The organism is Virgibacillus phasianinus (assembly GCF_002216775.1).
Taxonomy (GTDB): Bacteria; Bacillota; Bacilli; order Bacillales; family Amphibacillaceae; genus Virgibacillus_F; species Virgibacillus_F phasianinus.
The window spans coordinates 91,962-108,549 of sequence record NZ_CP022315.1; the positions used below are offsets into that span (position 1 = coordinate 91,962).

Below are 16,588 nucleotides of genomic sequence, written 5' to 3' on the forward strand. Positions count from 1 at the left end.
TTAAAATCCACCACTTTTTCAGTGCTCTTCACAATAGCCACAGGGTTACCCATTACCTTCCAAACATGTATCCTTCACTGTTTGTAATTTCCTCACTGACTCGGTATATTACTCCGAATCCAATTAATGTTGCCAATACGGAACTGCCGCCATAACTTATGAGTAAAAGCGGAATCCCCGTAATTGGCATAATACCAATCGTCATCCCTATATTCTGAAAGGTGTGTACGGCAATCATTGCCATGTAACCAAAACAAAAATAGGCTCCAAATGGGCTTGTTCCATATATTTTCAATCCAATACTGACGAGCTTATAGATCAGAAAGAAATAAAGAAAGATAACAAAACTGCTGCCAACAAATCCAAAGCTCTCCCCAATAATGGAAAAGATAAAGTCTGTCTGCGCCTCTGGAATAAAAACCTGTAATTCGTTCAATCCTTTACCAAATAATTGGCCGGAACCAATTGCAGAAAATGATTTGGTTATTTGATAGCTTTCTGCTGTTGTTTCCTCCTCAGGTCCAAACCAGGTCATAATCCTGTCCACTTGGTATTCTTTTATCGGCAGAATCTCTTTAGCTTGATCGGGATACTTAACAATAAGAGCTAAGGATCCTCCCGCAATAATTGCAAGTGAAGCAATAATCGTGAACAATATTTTCCAGTTTATTCCTGACAGCAGCACCATAAAGCTGAAAATAACCAGGTATACCATTGAGGTACCGAAGTCAGGCTGCAGCATAATCAAACCTACTGGAACCGCCACGATTACAATGAGTTTAAACAAAAGTATAAAGTCACTCTTTACATCTTTGTTGACATACTTTTCCTTGTGCCTGGAAATTGCTGATGCCAAGCACATGATGGTCGTTATCTTAGTAAATTCGGAAGGCTGCAAGGTCCCAAAACCTGGCAATGTAAACCAGCTTTTTGCACCGTATATCGTTTTTGCAATACCTTCTGGGCTTACCAGCAAAATCGCCAGCACGAATACACCAAAGAGATAAGCATAAAAGCTGATCATATACATTTGATTGAGATCGAACACCCTGATCAAGGCAATCAGTACTGCACCAACCGCATACCAAACCAGCTGCTTAACTAAAAAATCCTCGTCCCCAGGAGAAAAATTTTGCATATTATAAAGTGAAACTAAACTCGTCCCCATGAACAACAGGAAAATAAAGATTAAATCAACTTGTAATCTCCCTGAGTTTCCCTTTTCCATTAAAAATCACCTATGTCCCTAAATTAAAATTCCAAACGTAAAAATGCTGTATTATTTTCAAATTATGTTTACACTAGAATATATACTTTAAAATTACTTTCCTTAGAAAATCTTGGCTTGTCGCCAAGAACTAATGGCGAAAGCCTTAGATTTTTTTATACTTTATACCGATAAAGATTTATGCTTTCTTAAAGTGTAAAGAAAAAACAACGACAAAATTTGTCGGTTTATTTTGCGTAATTTGCAGTGCTTTGTAAGTTTACTGCCATTAAATAATCTTACCACAAATCAATTTGCCCTTCCATATTTAAATTGTGTCATTTCAATTGATTTTAAAAGGAAAATAACTAGGTATTCAAGATACCATTAAGGTGGAAAAAGTAGAATGAAAATTGATGTAATCGGTGACATACACGGCTGTTTTGATGAATTATTGGAGCTTCTGTATTTGCTCGGCTATCAAAAAAAGCAAGATATATTCGTTCATCCTACTAATCGCAAGCCGATTTTTGCCGGGGATATAACAGACCGCGGCCCAAATTCTCTTGCGGTCATCAGGCTGGTTTACAATATGGTGGTAAAACACCGCGTGGCAGGCTATGTACCGGGAAATCATTGTAATAAGCTGTACCGCTATTTCTTGGGAAATAATGTCCGGATTAATCATGGTCTGGAAACTACCGTAGATGAATATCTTTCCTTGGGGCAGCGGGAGCAAAAGAAAATAAGGCATCAGTTTATGACTTTATATGAAGCGGCACCATTATATTTGCAGCTCCCGGAAGCAAACGCGATTGTTGCCCATGCCGGTATCAAAGAAGCCTATATCGGCCGTACAGATAAAAAGGTAAAAACGTTTGTCTTGTATGGTGATATTACCGGAGCCTCAAACGCAGATGGCACACCAATTCGCGGGGACTTTGCACAGGATTACCATGGGGATCCATGGATTGTGTATGGACACACACCTGTTCTTGAGCCTCGACAGGTTAACCACAGCCTAAACATTGATACCGGTTGCGTTTTTGGGAATAAATTAACCGCCTTTCGCATGCCTGAGAATGAAACTGTTTCTGTTCAGTCACGGCAGCATTTCCTATCAGAGAAATTCAGGACTTTTCCATAAGCCCGGCGATTTTCTTTGGTGGAGCTGAATTAAAATGCATCCTCTTTTTGGTAAATGGATGGCGAAATTGCAATTCCATGCAATGCAAAGCCTGATGATCAATGTTCTCAGTTGAACCACCATATAAATCATCACCAGCCAGACTGTGTCCTATATGAGAAAAATGAACCCTAATTTGATGAGTTCTCCCTGTATCAAGCTTGATTTTAACCATTGTATAGGCGCTTGACCGCTTCTCCACCTGGTAATGTGTGACCGCTCGTTTCCCTTTTTCCCCAACCACGCGCTCGATAATTGAACCTTCTTTTCGAGCTATATCTGCATCAATGGTCCCTTTTGTCTGCGAAATAGCGCCTTCCACCACCGCACAATACGTCCTGTCTACTTGATTCGCTTGTTGCTCCTTAGCCAGTAATGAATGACTGTACTGATGCTTAGCAATCAGCAGAAGTCCTGATGTATCACGGTCCAGTCTAGTTACGACATGAATCGTGTATGGAATTTGCTGCTTCTGGTAATAACCAAGTACGGCATTTCCGATGGTTCCGCTTCGATGATTAAATGACGGGATTGTTGCCACTCCTGCAGGTTTATCGATAACCAGTACCGCTTCATCCTCGTACACAATCGATAGCGGGATGTCTTCAGGTACAAGCCCGGGTCCTATCGTTTCTGGTGGAAAAGCTGCCTCAAGCACATCACCGGCTGTTAATTCGTACCTGACAATCTGGCATCTTCCATTCACTTTCAGCAGACCTTTTGTCTCCTTTACACGCTTCACGATCCGGTGTGAGAAATCCTGAACAGTACGGAGATAATCATAGATGGACATTCCCTCATGTTCCGTTGTAATGACCCATTTCACGTTCACAAACACACACCTTCTCTATCGTTATTTCTCATCATCAGCTACAAATGAATCACGCACGCGGTTCCAGAATGGGAATGGCCTGAACCGGGCAAAACGCACTTTTTCCTTTGCGACACGGCACTGAATGGATTTCACATTTGTATAGGTCTCGGTAAAATGATCAATTGTGATTAAAAAACTGCGATCCACAAGCGGCTTTAATAGGCATGTATGATGCTTTGGCAAAATTAACGGCGAGCCAATTGTACGGAATACCCGGTTGTTAATGGACGCCATCTCAGTCAACTGGAATGCCTCCAGCGATGGATGGATAATACCGCCGCCAAGTGCTTTGTTGTATGCAGTACTGCCTGAAGGAGTCGATAAACATAATCCATCACCACGAAATGTTTCAAAGTGCTCGCCTTTTATTTCCACGTCAAAAACAACCGAACCATCGGCCGTTTTAATTGTCGCTTCATTCAAAGCTAGAAATGTGTCTTCACTGCGCCCGGATTTGGATCTTATATTTACTTCAAGCAGTGGATATTCCACAACCTGGAACGGTGTTTTGGCTATTTCAATGATTAACTTTTCAACCTCTTCCGGGACCCAATCTGCATAAAAACCGAGATGGCCAGTATGTACCCCAATAAACGCCGTCTCATTTAAACGGTGAATGTAACGGTGGAATGCCTCAAGCAGTGTCCCATCCCCACCCACGGAGATGACGAGCTCGGGACTTTCTTTATCGTACTCTAAATCAAACTCCGTTAAATATTGCCTCATTGTTGCCATTATATTGTTTGAACGATCGTCGCCCTTTGATACAATTGCAAATCTCATGTAAAGTCATCTCCTTTTTCAGACGAATTTCGGTTAGTGTATACAGAACCCAGTTACTTCCTATGAAAAATCCGCTGTGCTTCCTGTACCTCATTTTTTATTTTTGACATTTCCTCATCAAGCTTAAACGCAGCTTCCGAAGCTCGTTTCAACCTGTTCTTTATATCACTTGGAATGCTGCCTTTATATTTATAATTAAGAGAGTGCTCATTCGTTGCCCAAAAGTTCATAGCAAGCGTTCGAATCTGAATTTCCGCAATTAACTTTTTCTCCCCATGAATCGTTTCAACCGGGTATTCAATAATAATGTGGAACGACCGGTATCCACTGTCCTTTTTTTCAGATATATAATCCTTCTCCTCAATTATGGCAAAGTCATTCCTGGAGCGAAGCATGTCAACAATATTATAGATATCATCAACAAACTGACAAACGACGCGCACACCGGCGATATCCTGCATCTCCTGTTCAATCCGCTCAAGCGGGATATGCTTCGTTTCTGCTTTATCTAAAATACTTGTAACAGGCTTAACCCGACCAGTAATAAATTCAATTGGGGAATGCCTTGACTCATATTCAAACTGCGACCGCATTCCTTTAAGCTTTACTTTTAATTCCTCAACCACCTGTGAATACGGTGCGAGTAATGCTTTCCAATTCATAGTATGTACCACCTTTATCATCAAACCCTAGCTTCAGCCAATAATTATTAGAAAATCTTGGGTTATCGCCAATAACTAATGGCGAAAGTCTTAGGAATTTTAACTTAAGTCCTTTAAATCTTATCATAACACAATTTAATGGATAATCTTTGCAAAAACATCGCTGATTAGCGATAATCAATGGTAATCCTACCTAAAATTATGGAGGTAAACAATGACACAGGAAATTGAAATTGAATATAAAAATCTGCTAACAAAAGACGAATATAACCGTTTATTGCACGCGTTTCCTTTTCCCGAAACCGGAACCCGTCAAACCAATTACTATTTTGAAACAAGCGATTTTTCATTAAAAGCAAAAGGTGCTGCACTCCGAATCCGGGAGAAAAACGAAAAATATGTTTTAACCTTAAAAGAACCGCATCCTGATGGGCTGCTTGAGTCACATGATTCGTTAACAGCGGCTGAAGCAGAAAGCTGGATCACCGGTATGCCTATTGAGAAGGAACAGGTTTCCAATCAACTTAAATACTTAGGCATCAAAGTAAATGACCTGATTTATTATGGAAGCCTTCAAACAGAACGGCATGAATTAAAGCACCAGGGAACACTATTGGTACTTGATTATAGTACCTATAATGGGATTTCTGATTATGAACTGGAAATCGAGGCGGGTTCCAGAACCGATGGACTAAATATGCTTCACACTATTCTTGATGATTATGCGGTTACCAAAAAACAGACACCGAATAAAATTAAACGATTTTTCACATCATTGACGCTTGACTGAATCAGATGATTTGCTCAAGCATTCGTACGTTGCTACAATATAAACAAACCTGTTAGGAGAGAAAGTGAATGACAAGACCCGGCACAATGTTTGAAGCCATTGGTGGTTTCGATTCCATAGATAAACTTGTAACAGCCTTCTATCGGCGCGTTTCCATGCATCCCGATCTTATACCAATTTTCCCTGAAGATTTAACGGAAACCGCTAGAAAACAACGCCTATTCCTGACCCAATTTTTTGGTGGGCCAATGATTTATTCAGAAGAGCGCGGTAGCCCCATGCTCAGGCGTCGTCACCTGCCATTTGAAATAACGCCAACAAGAAGAAATGCGTGGCTTGCGTGTATGAGTGAAGCACTTATAGAAGCGGAAATCGAAGAACCCTATCGCACGGCAATTTTTGAGAAACTTAGCATGACTGCAAATCATATGATGAACACACCCGAGTAGTAAAGTTGCTAGTAAGAAGCCAGTAGTAGAAAGGAGAATCGATGTGAGTTGGCAAAACGCTGAACTTGATGGCCCGAATCAATCAAACACATCGGCGAAATCTAATGTAACAGATTTTGTACAAAAACCAATTGAAATTTATGTTTTTGTAGATCCTCTTTGCCCTGAGTGTTGGTCTTTAGAGCCTTATCTTAAAAAGCTTTCGGTTGAATACGGACGCTTTTTTACCATACGACCTATAATTAGCGGACACTTAAATACATTAAACAAAGATAAATTCGATAAACCAAGAAAACTCAAGGACATTTGGGATCGAACAGCGAAACGAACTGGCATGAGTTGTGACGGAGATATATGGACCGATAATCCCGTGTCATCACCATGGATTGCTTCACTTGCAATCAAAGCCGCTGAATTACAAGGTAAAAAAGCAGGCAAACTGTTTTTACGAAAAATTCAGGAAAGCCTATTTCTGCAAAAACGGAATATTTCCGATGAAGACGTTCTATTTGAAGTTGCCAAACAAGCAAATGTAGATTTACAGGAATTCAAAAACGATTTATATTCATCCTCAGCAAAAAAGGCTTTTCAATGTGATCTTAAACTGACCAAGGAAATGGAAGTCGATTATATACCAACCATTGTCTTCTTTAACCAGGTAGTCGAGGAACAAGGTATTAAAATTTCCGGACTTTATCCATATGATATTTATGTAAAGGTTCTAAAACAAATGCTTCAGCAAGAGCCTGAACCTGCAGAAAGACCATCATTAGAAAAATTCATGGCATTTTACGGAATCGTCGGCAATAAAGAAATATCGGTTGTATATGACTGGACACTTGCACAGACAGACAAAGAAATGAAGAAGCTGCAGTTAAAGCAAATAGTTAAAAAGATCCCTGTAAAATACGGATCCTTTTGGAAGTATATAAACGATTGAAATATAAAACGGTTGCCTGTTGGCGGCCGTTTTTTGTTTGATCGTTATTTTTGAAGTGGCAAATTCATCTTCAGATTGGCCGATATTCTAATAACAGCCGATAAAATCCCGGAATAGCCGATATAATATAAATTTGGCCAATATATTTCCAGAACGGCGATTATATTCCAGGATTGGCCGTTAAAATTCCAGAATGGCCGTTATATTATTATATTGGCTGATACTAGCCCGAATTGGCCGATATTTTACGCTTTTCACCTGTTTAGAAAATCTTGGCTTGTCGCCAAGAACTAATGGCGAAAGCCTTAGATTTTTTTATACTTTATACGTGTAAATAAAAAGGATATACGGGGCAGCGTATATCCTTTTTGGTCTTTTATTTTCTTTGTATCAAACAAAGGGGATGGGAGAAAGTTAAGTTCAAACAAAGGGGTTTGTTTGCTTGTTATCTCGCACTATTACTATACCAACTATAAAGCTGGTTAGCAATATGTTTGTGCATCCTTTCACAAAAATGTCAAACTTCTATTCCAACACCCTTCTTCATATAATGTAAAAAAGTAGTTTTGGAGGTTATGATCATGCATAATCTAATGCCATACCTGTTTCTGGTTCTCACAATCTTTGCTTTCTTATTAAATTTTTTGGCGTTTATGACGCTCATTCCGCTTTATATTACACTTCCACTACTGTTTATTTCGATCTATCTAACGATTTTTTCCTTTACTCATCGCCGTTCATTCCGCAGGCTAAGGTAAGCTGCATCTACATATAGCACCCACATCCATATACGTTCCCCTCCTAAGTAAAAGAGGATGTTCCCTAGTGGAACATCCTCCCTTTTGTTTTAAGTAGAAGAAAATTTGACTTTATTAAGCTTACGTAACGGGCGGCCATGTCCAGTTTCAGCTCCCAGAAGCTGCCGTCATAAGCATTGGACACTACGAACGCCAAACCCATGCGTTCTTCGGTCCCTTGCTTATGCGTCCGCTTCTAAACGGGCGCTTTCACTTTTCTTGTCCAGTTCCAGCTCCCAGAAGCTTCACTTTTCCTACTTCAACAACATTTCTTCCATTTCATTTAACTTTTCTTCAAAAACATCCAGTGCTTCAAGGATCGGCTGTTTTGAAGTCATGTCAACTCCAGCCTTTTTCAGCACTTCAATTGGGAAATCACTGCTTCCGGCTTTTAAAAAGTTTAAATAGCGCTCAACTGCTGAGCCATCTTCATCGGTTAGGATTTGGTTGGCCAAAGCAGTTGCGGCGGAATATCCGGTTGCATATTGGAACACATAATAATTGTAGTAAAAATGCGGGATACGGGACCATTCGAGTCCAATCTCCTCATCGGATATAACTTCATCACCAAAATACTTTTTATTTAATGCATAATAAATCTCAGTAAGTTTTTCTGCAGTTAATGCTTCACCTTCCTGCATCCGCTTGTGAATATCATGTTCAAACTCAGCGAACATGGTCTGACGGAAAACAGTACCACGGAAGCCTTCAAGAAAATGATTCAATAAGAATAGCTTCTCTTTCTCATCTTCTAAATGGTTCAGCATATATTCGTTCAATAGTGCCTCATTACAGGTTGACGCCACTTCAGCCACGAAAATGGAATAATTTCCATAACGGAATGGCTGTGACTTTCTTGTGTAATAGCTGTGCAGGGAATGACCAAGTTCATGTGCGAGTGTAAACAAATCATTGACATTATCCTGCCAGTTCAGCAGCACATATGGATTGGTTCCATACGCTCCTGATGAGTAGGCGCCACTGCGCTTGCCTTTATTCTCTTCAACATCAATCCACCTGCTTTGGTATCCTTCTTTGATCGTGTTAACGTAATCTTCACCAAGCGGCTGCAGTGCATCAACCACATATTCCTGAGCTTTTTCATATGGGATTTTCATCTCTACATTCTGAACAAGCGGTGTGTACATGTCATACATATGCAGTTCTTCCAATTCAAGAACTTTTTTACGTAATGCTGTATAACGATGCAATAGGTGGATCTTTTCATTTACCGCTTCTACTAAATTTTCGTAAACTTGCTCCGGAATATTGTCTCCATCAAGTGCAGCGTGTCTAGCTGAATCATAGTTCCGCACCTTCGCATAGAAGTTATCTTTTTTGATTGTTCCGGTTAAAGTAGATGAGAACGTATTTTTAAAGCTGCCATACGTATCATACATTGCTTTAAAAGCAGCTTCGCGAACACTGCGGTCTTTTGATTCCAAAAAACCAATATAACGCCCGTGTGTTAAGTCTACCTCTTCTCCGTCCTCGTTGGTAATTGCCGGGAAAGTCAGATCGGCGTTGTTTAACAAACCAAATGTTTGGGAAGCATTTTCCATAGGTTCCGATGCTTCAGCAAGCAGCGCTTCTTCTTTTTGGCTTAACACGTGCGCACGCTGGCGGGCAATTTCATCCAATGTTTGCTTGTATAATGCTAATTCTTCTTTTTCAGCTTGAAATTCCTTCAACTTAGCTTCGTCAATAGTTAGGATTTCGGGCACAATATAACTCATGGAACTTGATGCAAGGGTTAATACATTTTCCGCTTTTGCATTCAGCTCCTGATAAAATGAATTGGTTGTATCTTCATCATTACGCATATGGGAATATGTAAAAAGCTTACCTAGTCGCTCTGATAAGTCATCCTGAAGCTTTAATACATCATATAATGTTTGTGCCGAATCAGCCAGTTTGCCGGCATATTCCTCAATCTTTGGAATGTCCTGCTTTAAACTATTTAATTCTTTCTCCCATTCCTCATCTGTAGCAAAAATATCTTCTAAATCCCAAGTTAATTCCTTTGGTAACTCACTTCTTTTAGGTAATTCCTTTGTTCCTTTAGCCAATTGAACGTCCTCCTTTTAATCCACTACAATACTTATTCGGTAAATTTTCCTAAATTCCTTTAAATAATCTAAGCTGTCGCAAGAAAACTGCTGCGATGACCTTGGATCCTTCTATACCTGATACATAAGGACTTAAACTTAAGTTAATATCTTCCTTAGTATGCTGATTTACCCTGTAATCATGCACTATCCTATTGTACTACAATGAAGAAGTTGATTCATTATTCGTGCATCTCCCTCTAGAGATGCTTCAATGTTTTTATGAAGGTGGATGTCCTGGACTTTTTGAAAAATATTCGTATCGAGTTCTTCGATGATCCCAAGTTTTTTCAATAACATGAGATAGTTATGGACCGGATTGTCCATGCCCCTGATTAATGAGAAAAGATGATGCTGTGGCTGATAATGAAGGATTCTGTAACATCGGTCCAGTGAAAAAACGGCTCCAATTGGCAGGGGAAGTAATAGTTCAAGACATAACCTGCTTTGCCAGTTCCATAGCGGTGTCTTCATGAGGTATTGAGATTGAATCGGTAAATACACAATAGAAGGCAATGTTTCCTTATGCGCGCCTTTCTTATATAACCATTGATGCCAAGTTCGTTCAGATCCATATTTATTTTTAGCTGGCCGTAAACGAAAAGCCTTCTTTTCCTGGTTCCATTGGTGGTACAACCATGTGTCATTTCGGTTCTGTTGGAAAAAGATATTGGGAAATTTCAGATCGCGAATAGGAATAAACCGGAATAATCCCATAGCATAACGCGGAGATAGTACATGGATGTGCTGAACGATAATAAAGTAAAGGGTTTGTGGACAAAAGAAGTAAAGGGTTGAAGGGAATTCTGCCGAAAACTTGTGGATGAATGAAAGGAGAAATTGATCAATTTTGAAATGATACTTGCGAATACGCTGAAAATGCTTGGCTCCAAGTATCCATATTGGGGTTATTCCCATCCCTTTGTACCCTTCGTTTCGCTGACTTAACAGTTCAATCGGGATCCTTGCGCACTGATATTCGATTGCGATTTTCCTGTTCCTGAGTTCTGCATAAAGATCCGGCCGCTGACCGATTTCCTGTATATACGGTTCAAGTCTGACATCGACTTGCTGCATCCTCAGCCAGTTATACAATACTAACTTCCCTTGTTCATGATACGGCCCCTCGCCATAATCATTGGACGCACACTCTAGTCTTTGGCGGTGGGCAAAATGCGGAATCATTGTCATTCCCGCCTTTACCAACACGGGTTCCTCACAAGTTGGACAAAAAAATTCATCTTGCTTTGCCTTTATAATTTCTTGTTTAGGTAGGCTCGCAAGTGTGATCAGTTTACCATTTTTTAATTTTGCTTGCAGCATGAATGGGTGTCACCTCCACCCCTATAAATTCGACAGCAATCACCAAATTCCTGCTTTTAAATAAAGGCTGTTTTCTAAAAAATTTTTTTGACGCAAAAACCTATAAACTGCGGTTACTGCTAAAAATAAAAAACAAAAAAGGCACCCGCTTTCGGATGCCTTACAATTGTGCAGGAAAATAGTTTCTTACTTGTTCGAAAGTATCATCAGTGAATACCTTTTTCCCATATTCTTCTAAATAATGAATGGTTACATCTGTGTCCTTGCCAAATTCAAATATCTTGCTAATGACATCTTCTCGTTCATCACCATCCAATGATTCGTCAATAAATTCCAGATAAAAATAGTACTTGTTGTTGAAGAAAAACAGACTGTCTTGGAATGCGTTCGTATCTTCCTGGAAGTAATGACTCAGCTGTATGACATCTTCAAAATCATCAAATCGCAGGACTAGTGACAAAATACCGCCTTCATCTTCTGCGTTTTTATTGCTTGATTTACCAAATTTGCTTTCCAGCATATATTCAATATCTTCATCTACGGATAAATCGATGGTCTTTCCATTCTCAGTGGACAACTCAATATTCTCACCGTCTTTGGAAACCTGCGCCTTCGTTACAATAATTTCCAGGCCTTTATCCAATGCCTGAACTTGTATCCAAAGTGGTCCATCAACAATAAAGTCTTCTTTATAGTGTACTTCGTCCATCATTTGCCAGAATAATTGCTCACTGCGCTCCCGGTTGTACCAGATTTCCTCGCGTTCAAAGCCACGATCCTCGATATCAGCGTAGGATATATAAAACTTCACGGTATTATCATTAATACGTTCTATTTCCATGGTATTTCTCTCCCTTCTATTAAATAGTCACAGGTGGGAGACTAAACTTCACCCCGTATCAATACTTAGAATGATACGTATTTACTATTTAAATACCCGATTTCCTGCTTGTTTAACCATTCTTATGGCTATATTGCTTTCTATAGTTCCATTGTATGCTACAACGGAACCTTTTGAAAATTAAAATGCCTATAAAAAGCTAATTTAATATACTAATTTATGGGGTTCGTGAGAATATGTCACGACATCCAATTTTATTTTATTATCTCTAAGATACAACAAAAACGCAGAACCTTCAATATAGGTCTGCGTTTTTTAAAAATCATTTTCCCGCTAACTTCAATTAGGAAGTTAGTTTACCATTCGTTGAGCCTCGCGTAGTTGAAATGTACGTACCGTTCTAGGTAAAAATCGTCTTATTTCATCTTCATTGTAACCAACTTGTAGACGCTTTTCGTCCAATATAATTGGTCGTCTTAATAGCCCTGGATTTTTCTGGATCAAATGAAATAAATCTTTCAAAGGCAATTGGTCTATATTAACGTCCAATTTTTGAAAAACCTTGGAACGCGTTGAAATAATCTCATCGGTCCCATCCTCTGTCATCCGCAGAATTTCCTTGATTTCATCCAATGATAATGGTTCGGAAAATATATTTCGTTCTGTGAACGGTATATCGTGTTCTTCTAACCATGCTTTTGCTTTTCTGCACGAAGTACAACTTGGTGAGGTATAAAGTGTTACCATAAAAACTTCACTCCTCAATCTAATATGTTGGTTATCTCATGAACTTTGTAAAACTTATCAGATTAAAATAAGTTTAAATAACCTATATGTATAAGTATACTACAATTGTCAAGCGAAAGGTAGGGTATTCGCGAAAAAATTAGGTTTTTTTTATTGCTGTTCACGAAATGTTGATAATTATATATAACATACCCGTAATCATTTTCAATTAAACCCTTTTAGCCGAAATAATATTAAAAAACCTTGGCTTGTAGCCAGGAACTAATGGCGAAAACCTTGGATTTTTTTATACTTTTACCGATACGTATAAGAAAGAAATGGAGCAGCCTCAGAAAAAACAGGGAGGCTGCAAATTCATTATGCGTTCTCAGGCTTCTGCAGATTTTGTAAAATATCTTCGGATTCCCGATCAGCATCATAGCTTAACACTTCTTCTACCGGTTGATACGCCTTACCATAAATCTCTTCATCCTTATACGTATGAATATTATCGTACATATGCTTCATTTTTTCGTAAATTACATCTTCGGAATCGTCATTTGGAGACCAATATAATATTTCCATAGGAGTCTCTTCATTTGTAGCAAGTGAACGGCGATTATATCCAATGGATTTTGCGTGGGTGAATCCTTCTCTATGATAAAAGCGAAGTCGTTTTTCCGTGTCTGTATCATCATAATCAACGGGCTCTACTTCCAAGATAATTGGTTTCCCTTTTTCTTTTAGTTTTTCCATTATCTTGTGACCAGTGCCCTGGCCTCTGGTTTCTGTAGATACCCAAACATAGTCAATAAATATAAATGTGTCAAACTCAGCGAACATTAAAACATGATCAGGGCTTTCATCCTTGTAATAAACGTCCCCTTTTTCTTCCAAAAGCATGTCCATATGTTCCTTTGATTTCATTTCCTCAACAGGGAAATATTTGTTTAGCTTTTCATACCAATTCATAGATCTACTCCTTTAAGATTTATTGTCAAAAGGCATTCCAGCGATCAAATTTTTTGTGTTTTTCTTGGATGTATACTATATAGTATAACGAATATTTTGCGTTTTGTTAAATCGACGCCCTTAACAGACACTATTATTTGTTTACCCCAAATTCATCTTTTTAAACTCAAATTGAAGAAAAGACCCCATTTGGGATCTTTTCTCAGTTGACCAGTAGTAAAATTTGTCCAGTTGTATGCTTTTTTATTTATCCAAAGGGGTGTAATCCACATTGTTTGTGTATTCATTTCCCGCATTCCAAAGAAGGAATTCATTTATATTATGTTCTTTAAGTGCTTTAATTTGTGCTTCTACTTCTGCTTTCCCATATTGTTTTGTTGCCCCGCTATACAGCCAAGGGGCTTCAAAATCCTGAATCCATGGTCGTGATGTTGGCGGATCCTTCAGCTTGCTTAATACTTGATTTTCCACCTTTGCATACTCGGAAACCAATTTATATGGGTGCATATCCGGTTTTTCAATTCCAAAATAAGATGTCCAGTGACTTGGATAAATCATGGAAGAAATAACATCAACATTTTCAGAGATCTTCGAGAAGTTCTGTCCAATCCCGGGTGCCGCGGGAATAGTAGCCGCATACCCAAAAATATCAACACCAACTTTTACACCATAGCTTTCCAACTCTTCCTTTGCATATGATACAAAATCCGTAACAGCTTGGACGCGGCGATGCACATTGTCCTCCGCCTCGGTATAATCGCCTAAGTTATAATCAAGAACTTCATCATAGTCTTCAAATCCTTCTGGGAAACGGACGTAATCAAATTGAATTTCCTGAAAGCCTAGTTCCGCGGCCATCTTGGCAATTTCCACATTATGTTTCCAAACTTCCTTTTGAAATGGGCTAACAAATGCGTCCCCTTTTCCATTTGTCCATACCTTTCCATTTTCTTTAAAAGACCATTCCGGGTGCTTTTCGGCAAGGTCTGCATCTTTAAAAACAACAATTCTTGCAATGGGATAAATCCCTTTTTTCTCTAGCTGTTCAAGCATTTTACGTGGATCATCAATATAATTAACCCCAATATCTGCAAAAGGGGAACCTTCTTTTGGCTGGAACATCAAATGTCCGCTGCCATCTTTTATGTCAATAACCATCGAATTCAATTCCGTATTCTCCACTAGTCCAGTTAGTTTTTCAAATCTTTTCCCACCAGCAGATGGTCCTGTCACATAAATCCCGCGTACTGCTTCGGGATATTCAAAATTAAGTCCTGCATCATATGTAAACCGCTTCATTTGTATACTTAAATCAATTGGCTGTAAACTTGTTTGCAATTTCTGGTGACTATGTGCAATATGTACTTCCTTTTCATCGCTCGCAGATGTATTCATCGGCAAGCCCAGACCCAACAGGAGAATTCCCATTAGAGACATGATTCCGAATTGAGTTTTCCCCATAAAATATCAATCTCCCAATCTTTTCTTTTTCATTCTATTATATAAGAGATAATTGAAAAAATGAACGTTATTTTCGTATTTACTGTCGAAAAAAGGGATATTTTTATATAGTTTAAAATTCCTTCTTAAAAAACATGGTAAAAAGGGACACCTTACTATGATGTTTTCCGCTGTCCGTATGTCGCAGTTTGTAGAAAATCAGAGGTGAAGTTTACAAAAAATAGCCAAAAAACATCCGAACGAATACAAAAGTCTAACTGAGGAATTTTGTATTCGTTCGGATTTCCCTTTGGCTAAAATACTTTTGTTCCAGTCTTAATCCAACCGCTCCACAATGGTTGCATTTGCCATTCCGTGGCCTTCGCACATGGTCTGCAGCCCATAACGTCCTCCAGTTCGTTCCAATTCATGCAGCATGGTTGTCATGAGACGTCCTCCACTGGCACCAAGGGGATGCCCCAGCGCAATCGCGCCACCATTTGGATTCATTTTTTTCGGATCAGCACCAGTTTCCTTTAGCCAAGCAAGTGGTACCGATGCAAACGCCTCGTTCACTTCAAAAATATCAATATCCGCAATCGATAGTCCGGCTTTTTGCAATACTTTTTCTGTTGCTGGAATTGGTCCAGTCAGCATCAGTGTCGGGTCAGATCCAACTACGGTGCGTGCCACCACACGAAATCTTGGCTTTAGCCCAAGTTCTATTGCCTTTTCACGTGACATCAACAAGATCGCAACTGCACCATCACTAATTTGACTGGAATTGCCTGCTGTTATGCTTCCATTTTCCCGAAACGCCGCCTTAAGTCCACCAAGCTTTTCAAACGTAGTATTATCTCTAGGACCTTCATCATCTTTCACAATTGTTTTTGTCCCATCTGGAAGTGTTGCCTCCAAAGGCATAATTTCTTTGGCGAAGCGTCCTTCTTGGCGAGCCGTAACTGCCTTTCTGTGACTTTCCAACGAAAATTCATCCATTTGTTTACGACTGAAACCCCATTTATCCGCAATTCGATCGGCGGATAAGCCCTGATTGATAATTTCGTACTTTGACGTCAATGCCTCGTTAAGCTTTACACCTTGCATATTCGATCCCATTGGCACACGCGACATATTCTCGATCCCGCCAGCAATCACGACATCCATGTCTCCGCTAATAATCGCTTGTGAAGCAAAATGAACCGCCTGCTGACTGGACCCGCACTGTCGATCAATGGTTGTTCCAGGGACTTCCACTGGATAACCGGCAATCAATGCGGCTTGCCTGGCAATATCAAAGGCCTGTTCCCCCACTTGCGATACACAACCGAAAATGACGTCCTCCACTAATTCCGAAGAAACACCCGCTCTATTTAAAACTTCATGTAAAGGCATTGCCGCCAATTCCTCGGCACGTATTCCGCTTAACCCCCCGTTCCGTCTGCCAACCGGCGTCCTTACCGCCTCAACGATCACAGCTTCACGCATAA

Annotated in this window: 15 protein-coding genes; 4 read left to right on the top strand and 11 right to left on the bottom strand. The window is 39.6% G+C overall.

Annotated features, from left to right (window positions below):
• Positions 1-52: 52 nt before the first annotated feature.
• Complete coding sequence (locus CFK37_RS00485) at positions 53-1,228, bottom strand: FtsW/RodA/SpoVE family cell cycle protein (protein WP_089060066.1); 1,176 nt, start codon at positions 1,226-1,228, stop codon at positions 53-55.
• 385 nt (positions 1,229-1,613) lie between these two features.
• On the opposite strand from CFK37_RS00485, the gene prpE reads away from it, so the two are divergent.
• Positions 1,614-2,354, top strand: a complete 741-nt coding sequence (prpE, locus tag CFK37_RS00490; protein WP_089060067.1) for a bis(5'-nucleosyl)-tetraphosphatase PrpE — start codon at positions 1,614-1,616, stop codon at positions 2,352-2,354.
• Here prpE and CFK37_RS00495 read toward each other — a convergent pair.
• Genes CFK37_RS00495 through yjbM form a run of 3 tightly spaced genes read right to left on the bottom strand, consistent with a single transcriptional unit; the run spans position 2,338 to position 4,712 of the window.
• A complete protein-coding gene (locus CFK37_RS00495; RefSeq protein ID WP_245837281.1) occupies positions 2,338-3,225 on the bottom strand; it encodes an RluA family pseudouridine synthase in 888 nt (295 codons plus the stop codon). The two genes, prpE and CFK37_RS00495, sit on opposite strands and share 17 nt — an antisense overlap.
• Positions 3,226-3,246: 21 nt before the next feature.
• Positions 3,247-4,050, bottom strand: a complete 804-nt coding sequence (locus tag CFK37_RS00500; RefSeq protein WP_089060068.1) for an NAD kinase — start codon at positions 4,048-4,050, stop codon at positions 3,247-3,249.
• Positions 4,051-4,103: 53 nt separating this feature from the next.
• A complete protein-coding gene (gene yjbM / locus CFK37_RS00505) occupies positions 4,104-4,712 on the bottom strand; it encodes a GTP diphosphokinase (RefSeq protein ID WP_089060069.1) in 609 nt (202 codons plus the stop codon).
• A 214-nt stretch (positions 4,713-4,926) separates the two neighbouring features.
• Between yjbM and CFK37_RS00510 the strand changes: the two genes are divergently transcribed.
• The 3 genes from CFK37_RS00510 (at position 4,927) to CFK37_RS00520 (ending at position 6,891) form a co-directional block, all read left to right on the top strand.
• On the top strand, positions 4,927-5,502 hold the full coding sequence (locus CFK37_RS00510) for a CYTH domain-containing protein (protein ID WP_089060070.1): 576 nt from the start codon (positions 4,927-4,929) through the stop codon (positions 5,500-5,502).
• Between the two features lie 68 nt (positions 5,503-5,570).
• Positions 5,571-5,951 (top strand): globin domain-containing protein, encoded by a 381-nt coding sequence (locus tag CFK37_RS00515; RefSeq protein WP_089060071.1) that lies wholly within the window; start codon positions 5,571-5,573, stop codon positions 5,949-5,951.
• Positions 5,952-5,994: 43 nt separating this feature from the next.
• On the top strand, positions 5,995-6,891 hold the full coding sequence (locus CFK37_RS00520; RefSeq protein WP_089060072.1) for a ClpXP adapter SpxH family protein: 897 nt from the start codon (positions 5,995-5,997) through the stop codon (positions 6,889-6,891).
• Between the two features lie 1,051 nt (positions 6,892-7,942).
• On the opposite strand, the gene pepF is transcribed toward CFK37_RS00520, so the two are convergent.
• From pepF to CFK37_RS00555, 7 genes are all read right to left on the bottom strand, one after another.
• Positions 7,943-9,757, bottom strand: a complete 1,815-nt coding sequence (gene pepF / locus CFK37_RS00525) for an oligoendopeptidase F (RefSeq protein ID WP_089060073.1) — start codon at positions 9,755-9,757, stop codon at positions 7,943-7,945.
• 186 nt (positions 9,758-9,943) lie between these two features.
• A complete protein-coding gene (locus CFK37_RS00530; RefSeq protein ID WP_089060074.1) occupies positions 9,944-11,119 on the bottom strand; it encodes a competence protein CoiA in 1,176 nt (391 codons plus the stop codon).
• A 160-nt stretch (positions 11,120-11,279) separates the two neighbouring features.
• Positions 11,280-11,960 carry an adaptor protein MecA gene (gene mecA, locus CFK37_RS00535; RefSeq protein WP_089060075.1) on the bottom strand — a complete coding sequence of 227 codons (681 nt, stop codon included), beginning with the start codon at positions 11,958-11,960 and terminating at the stop codon, positions 11,280-11,282.
• Between the two features lie 351 nt (positions 11,961-12,311).
• A complete protein-coding gene (spxA, locus tag CFK37_RS00540; protein WP_089060076.1) occupies positions 12,312-12,707 on the bottom strand; it encodes a transcriptional regulator SpxA in 396 nt (131 codons plus the stop codon).
• A gap of 357 nt (positions 12,708-13,064) precedes the next feature.
• On the bottom strand, positions 13,065-13,658 hold the full coding sequence (locus CFK37_RS00545; protein ID WP_089060077.1) for a GNAT family N-acetyltransferase: 594 nt from the start codon (positions 13,656-13,658) through the stop codon (positions 13,065-13,067).
• Positions 13,659-13,901: 243 nt separating this feature from the next.
• Complete coding sequence (locus CFK37_RS00550; RefSeq protein WP_089060078.1) at positions 13,902-15,119, bottom strand: putative glycoside hydrolase; 1,218 nt, start codon at positions 15,117-15,119, stop codon at positions 13,902-13,904.
• 315 nt (positions 15,120-15,434) lie between these two features.
• Positions 15,435-16,586: a thiolase family protein gene (locus CFK37_RS00555; protein WP_089060079.1), complete on the bottom strand. Its 1,152-nt coding sequence runs from the start codon at positions 16,584-16,586 to the stop codon at positions 15,435-15,437.
• Positions 16,587-16,588: the final 2 nt, after the last annotated feature.

Coding starts and splice junctions, on each gene's coding strand:
- CFK37_RS00485 (WP_089060066.1), bottom strand. CDS start 1,228: ATGGAAAAGGGAAACTCAGGGAGATTACAAGTTGATTTAATCTTTATT.
- prpE (WP_089060067.1), top strand. CDS start 1,614: ATGAAAATTGATGTAATCGGTGACATACACGGCTGTTTTGATGAATTA.
- CFK37_RS00500 (WP_089060068.1), bottom strand. CDS start 4,050: ATGAGATTTGCAATTGTATCAAAGGGCGACGATCGTTCAAACAATATA.
- yjbM (WP_089060069.1), bottom strand. CDS start 4,712: ATGAATTGGAAAGCATTACTCGCACCGTATTCACAGGTGGTTGAGGAA.
- CFK37_RS00510 (WP_089060070.1), top strand. CDS start 4,927: ATGACACAGGAAATTGAAATTGAATATAAAAATCTGCTAACAAAAGAC.
- CFK37_RS00515 (WP_089060071.1), top strand. CDS start 5,571: ATGACAAGACCCGGCACAATGTTTGAAGCCATTGGTGGTTTCGATTCC.
- CFK37_RS00530 (WP_089060074.1), bottom strand. CDS start 11,119: ATGCTGCAAGCAAAATTAAAAAATGGTAAACTGATCACACTTGCGAGC.
- mecA (WP_089060075.1), bottom strand. CDS start 11,960: ATGGAAATAGAACGTATTAATGATAATACCGTGAAGTTTTATATATCC.
- spxA (WP_089060076.1), bottom strand. CDS start 12,707: ATGGTAACACTTTATACCTCACCAAGTTGTACTTCGTGCAGAAAAGCA.
- CFK37_RS00545 (WP_089060077.1), bottom strand. CDS start 13,658: ATGAATTGGTATGAAAAGCTAAACAAATATTTCCCTGTTGAGGAAATG.
- CFK37_RS00550 (WP_089060078.1), bottom strand. CDS start 15,119: ATGGGGAAAACTCAATTCGGAATCATGTCTCTAATGGGAATTCTCCTG.
- CFK37_RS00555 (WP_089060079.1), bottom strand. CDS start 16,586: ATGCGTGAAGCTGTGATCGTTGAGGCGGTAAGGACGCCGGTTGGCAGA.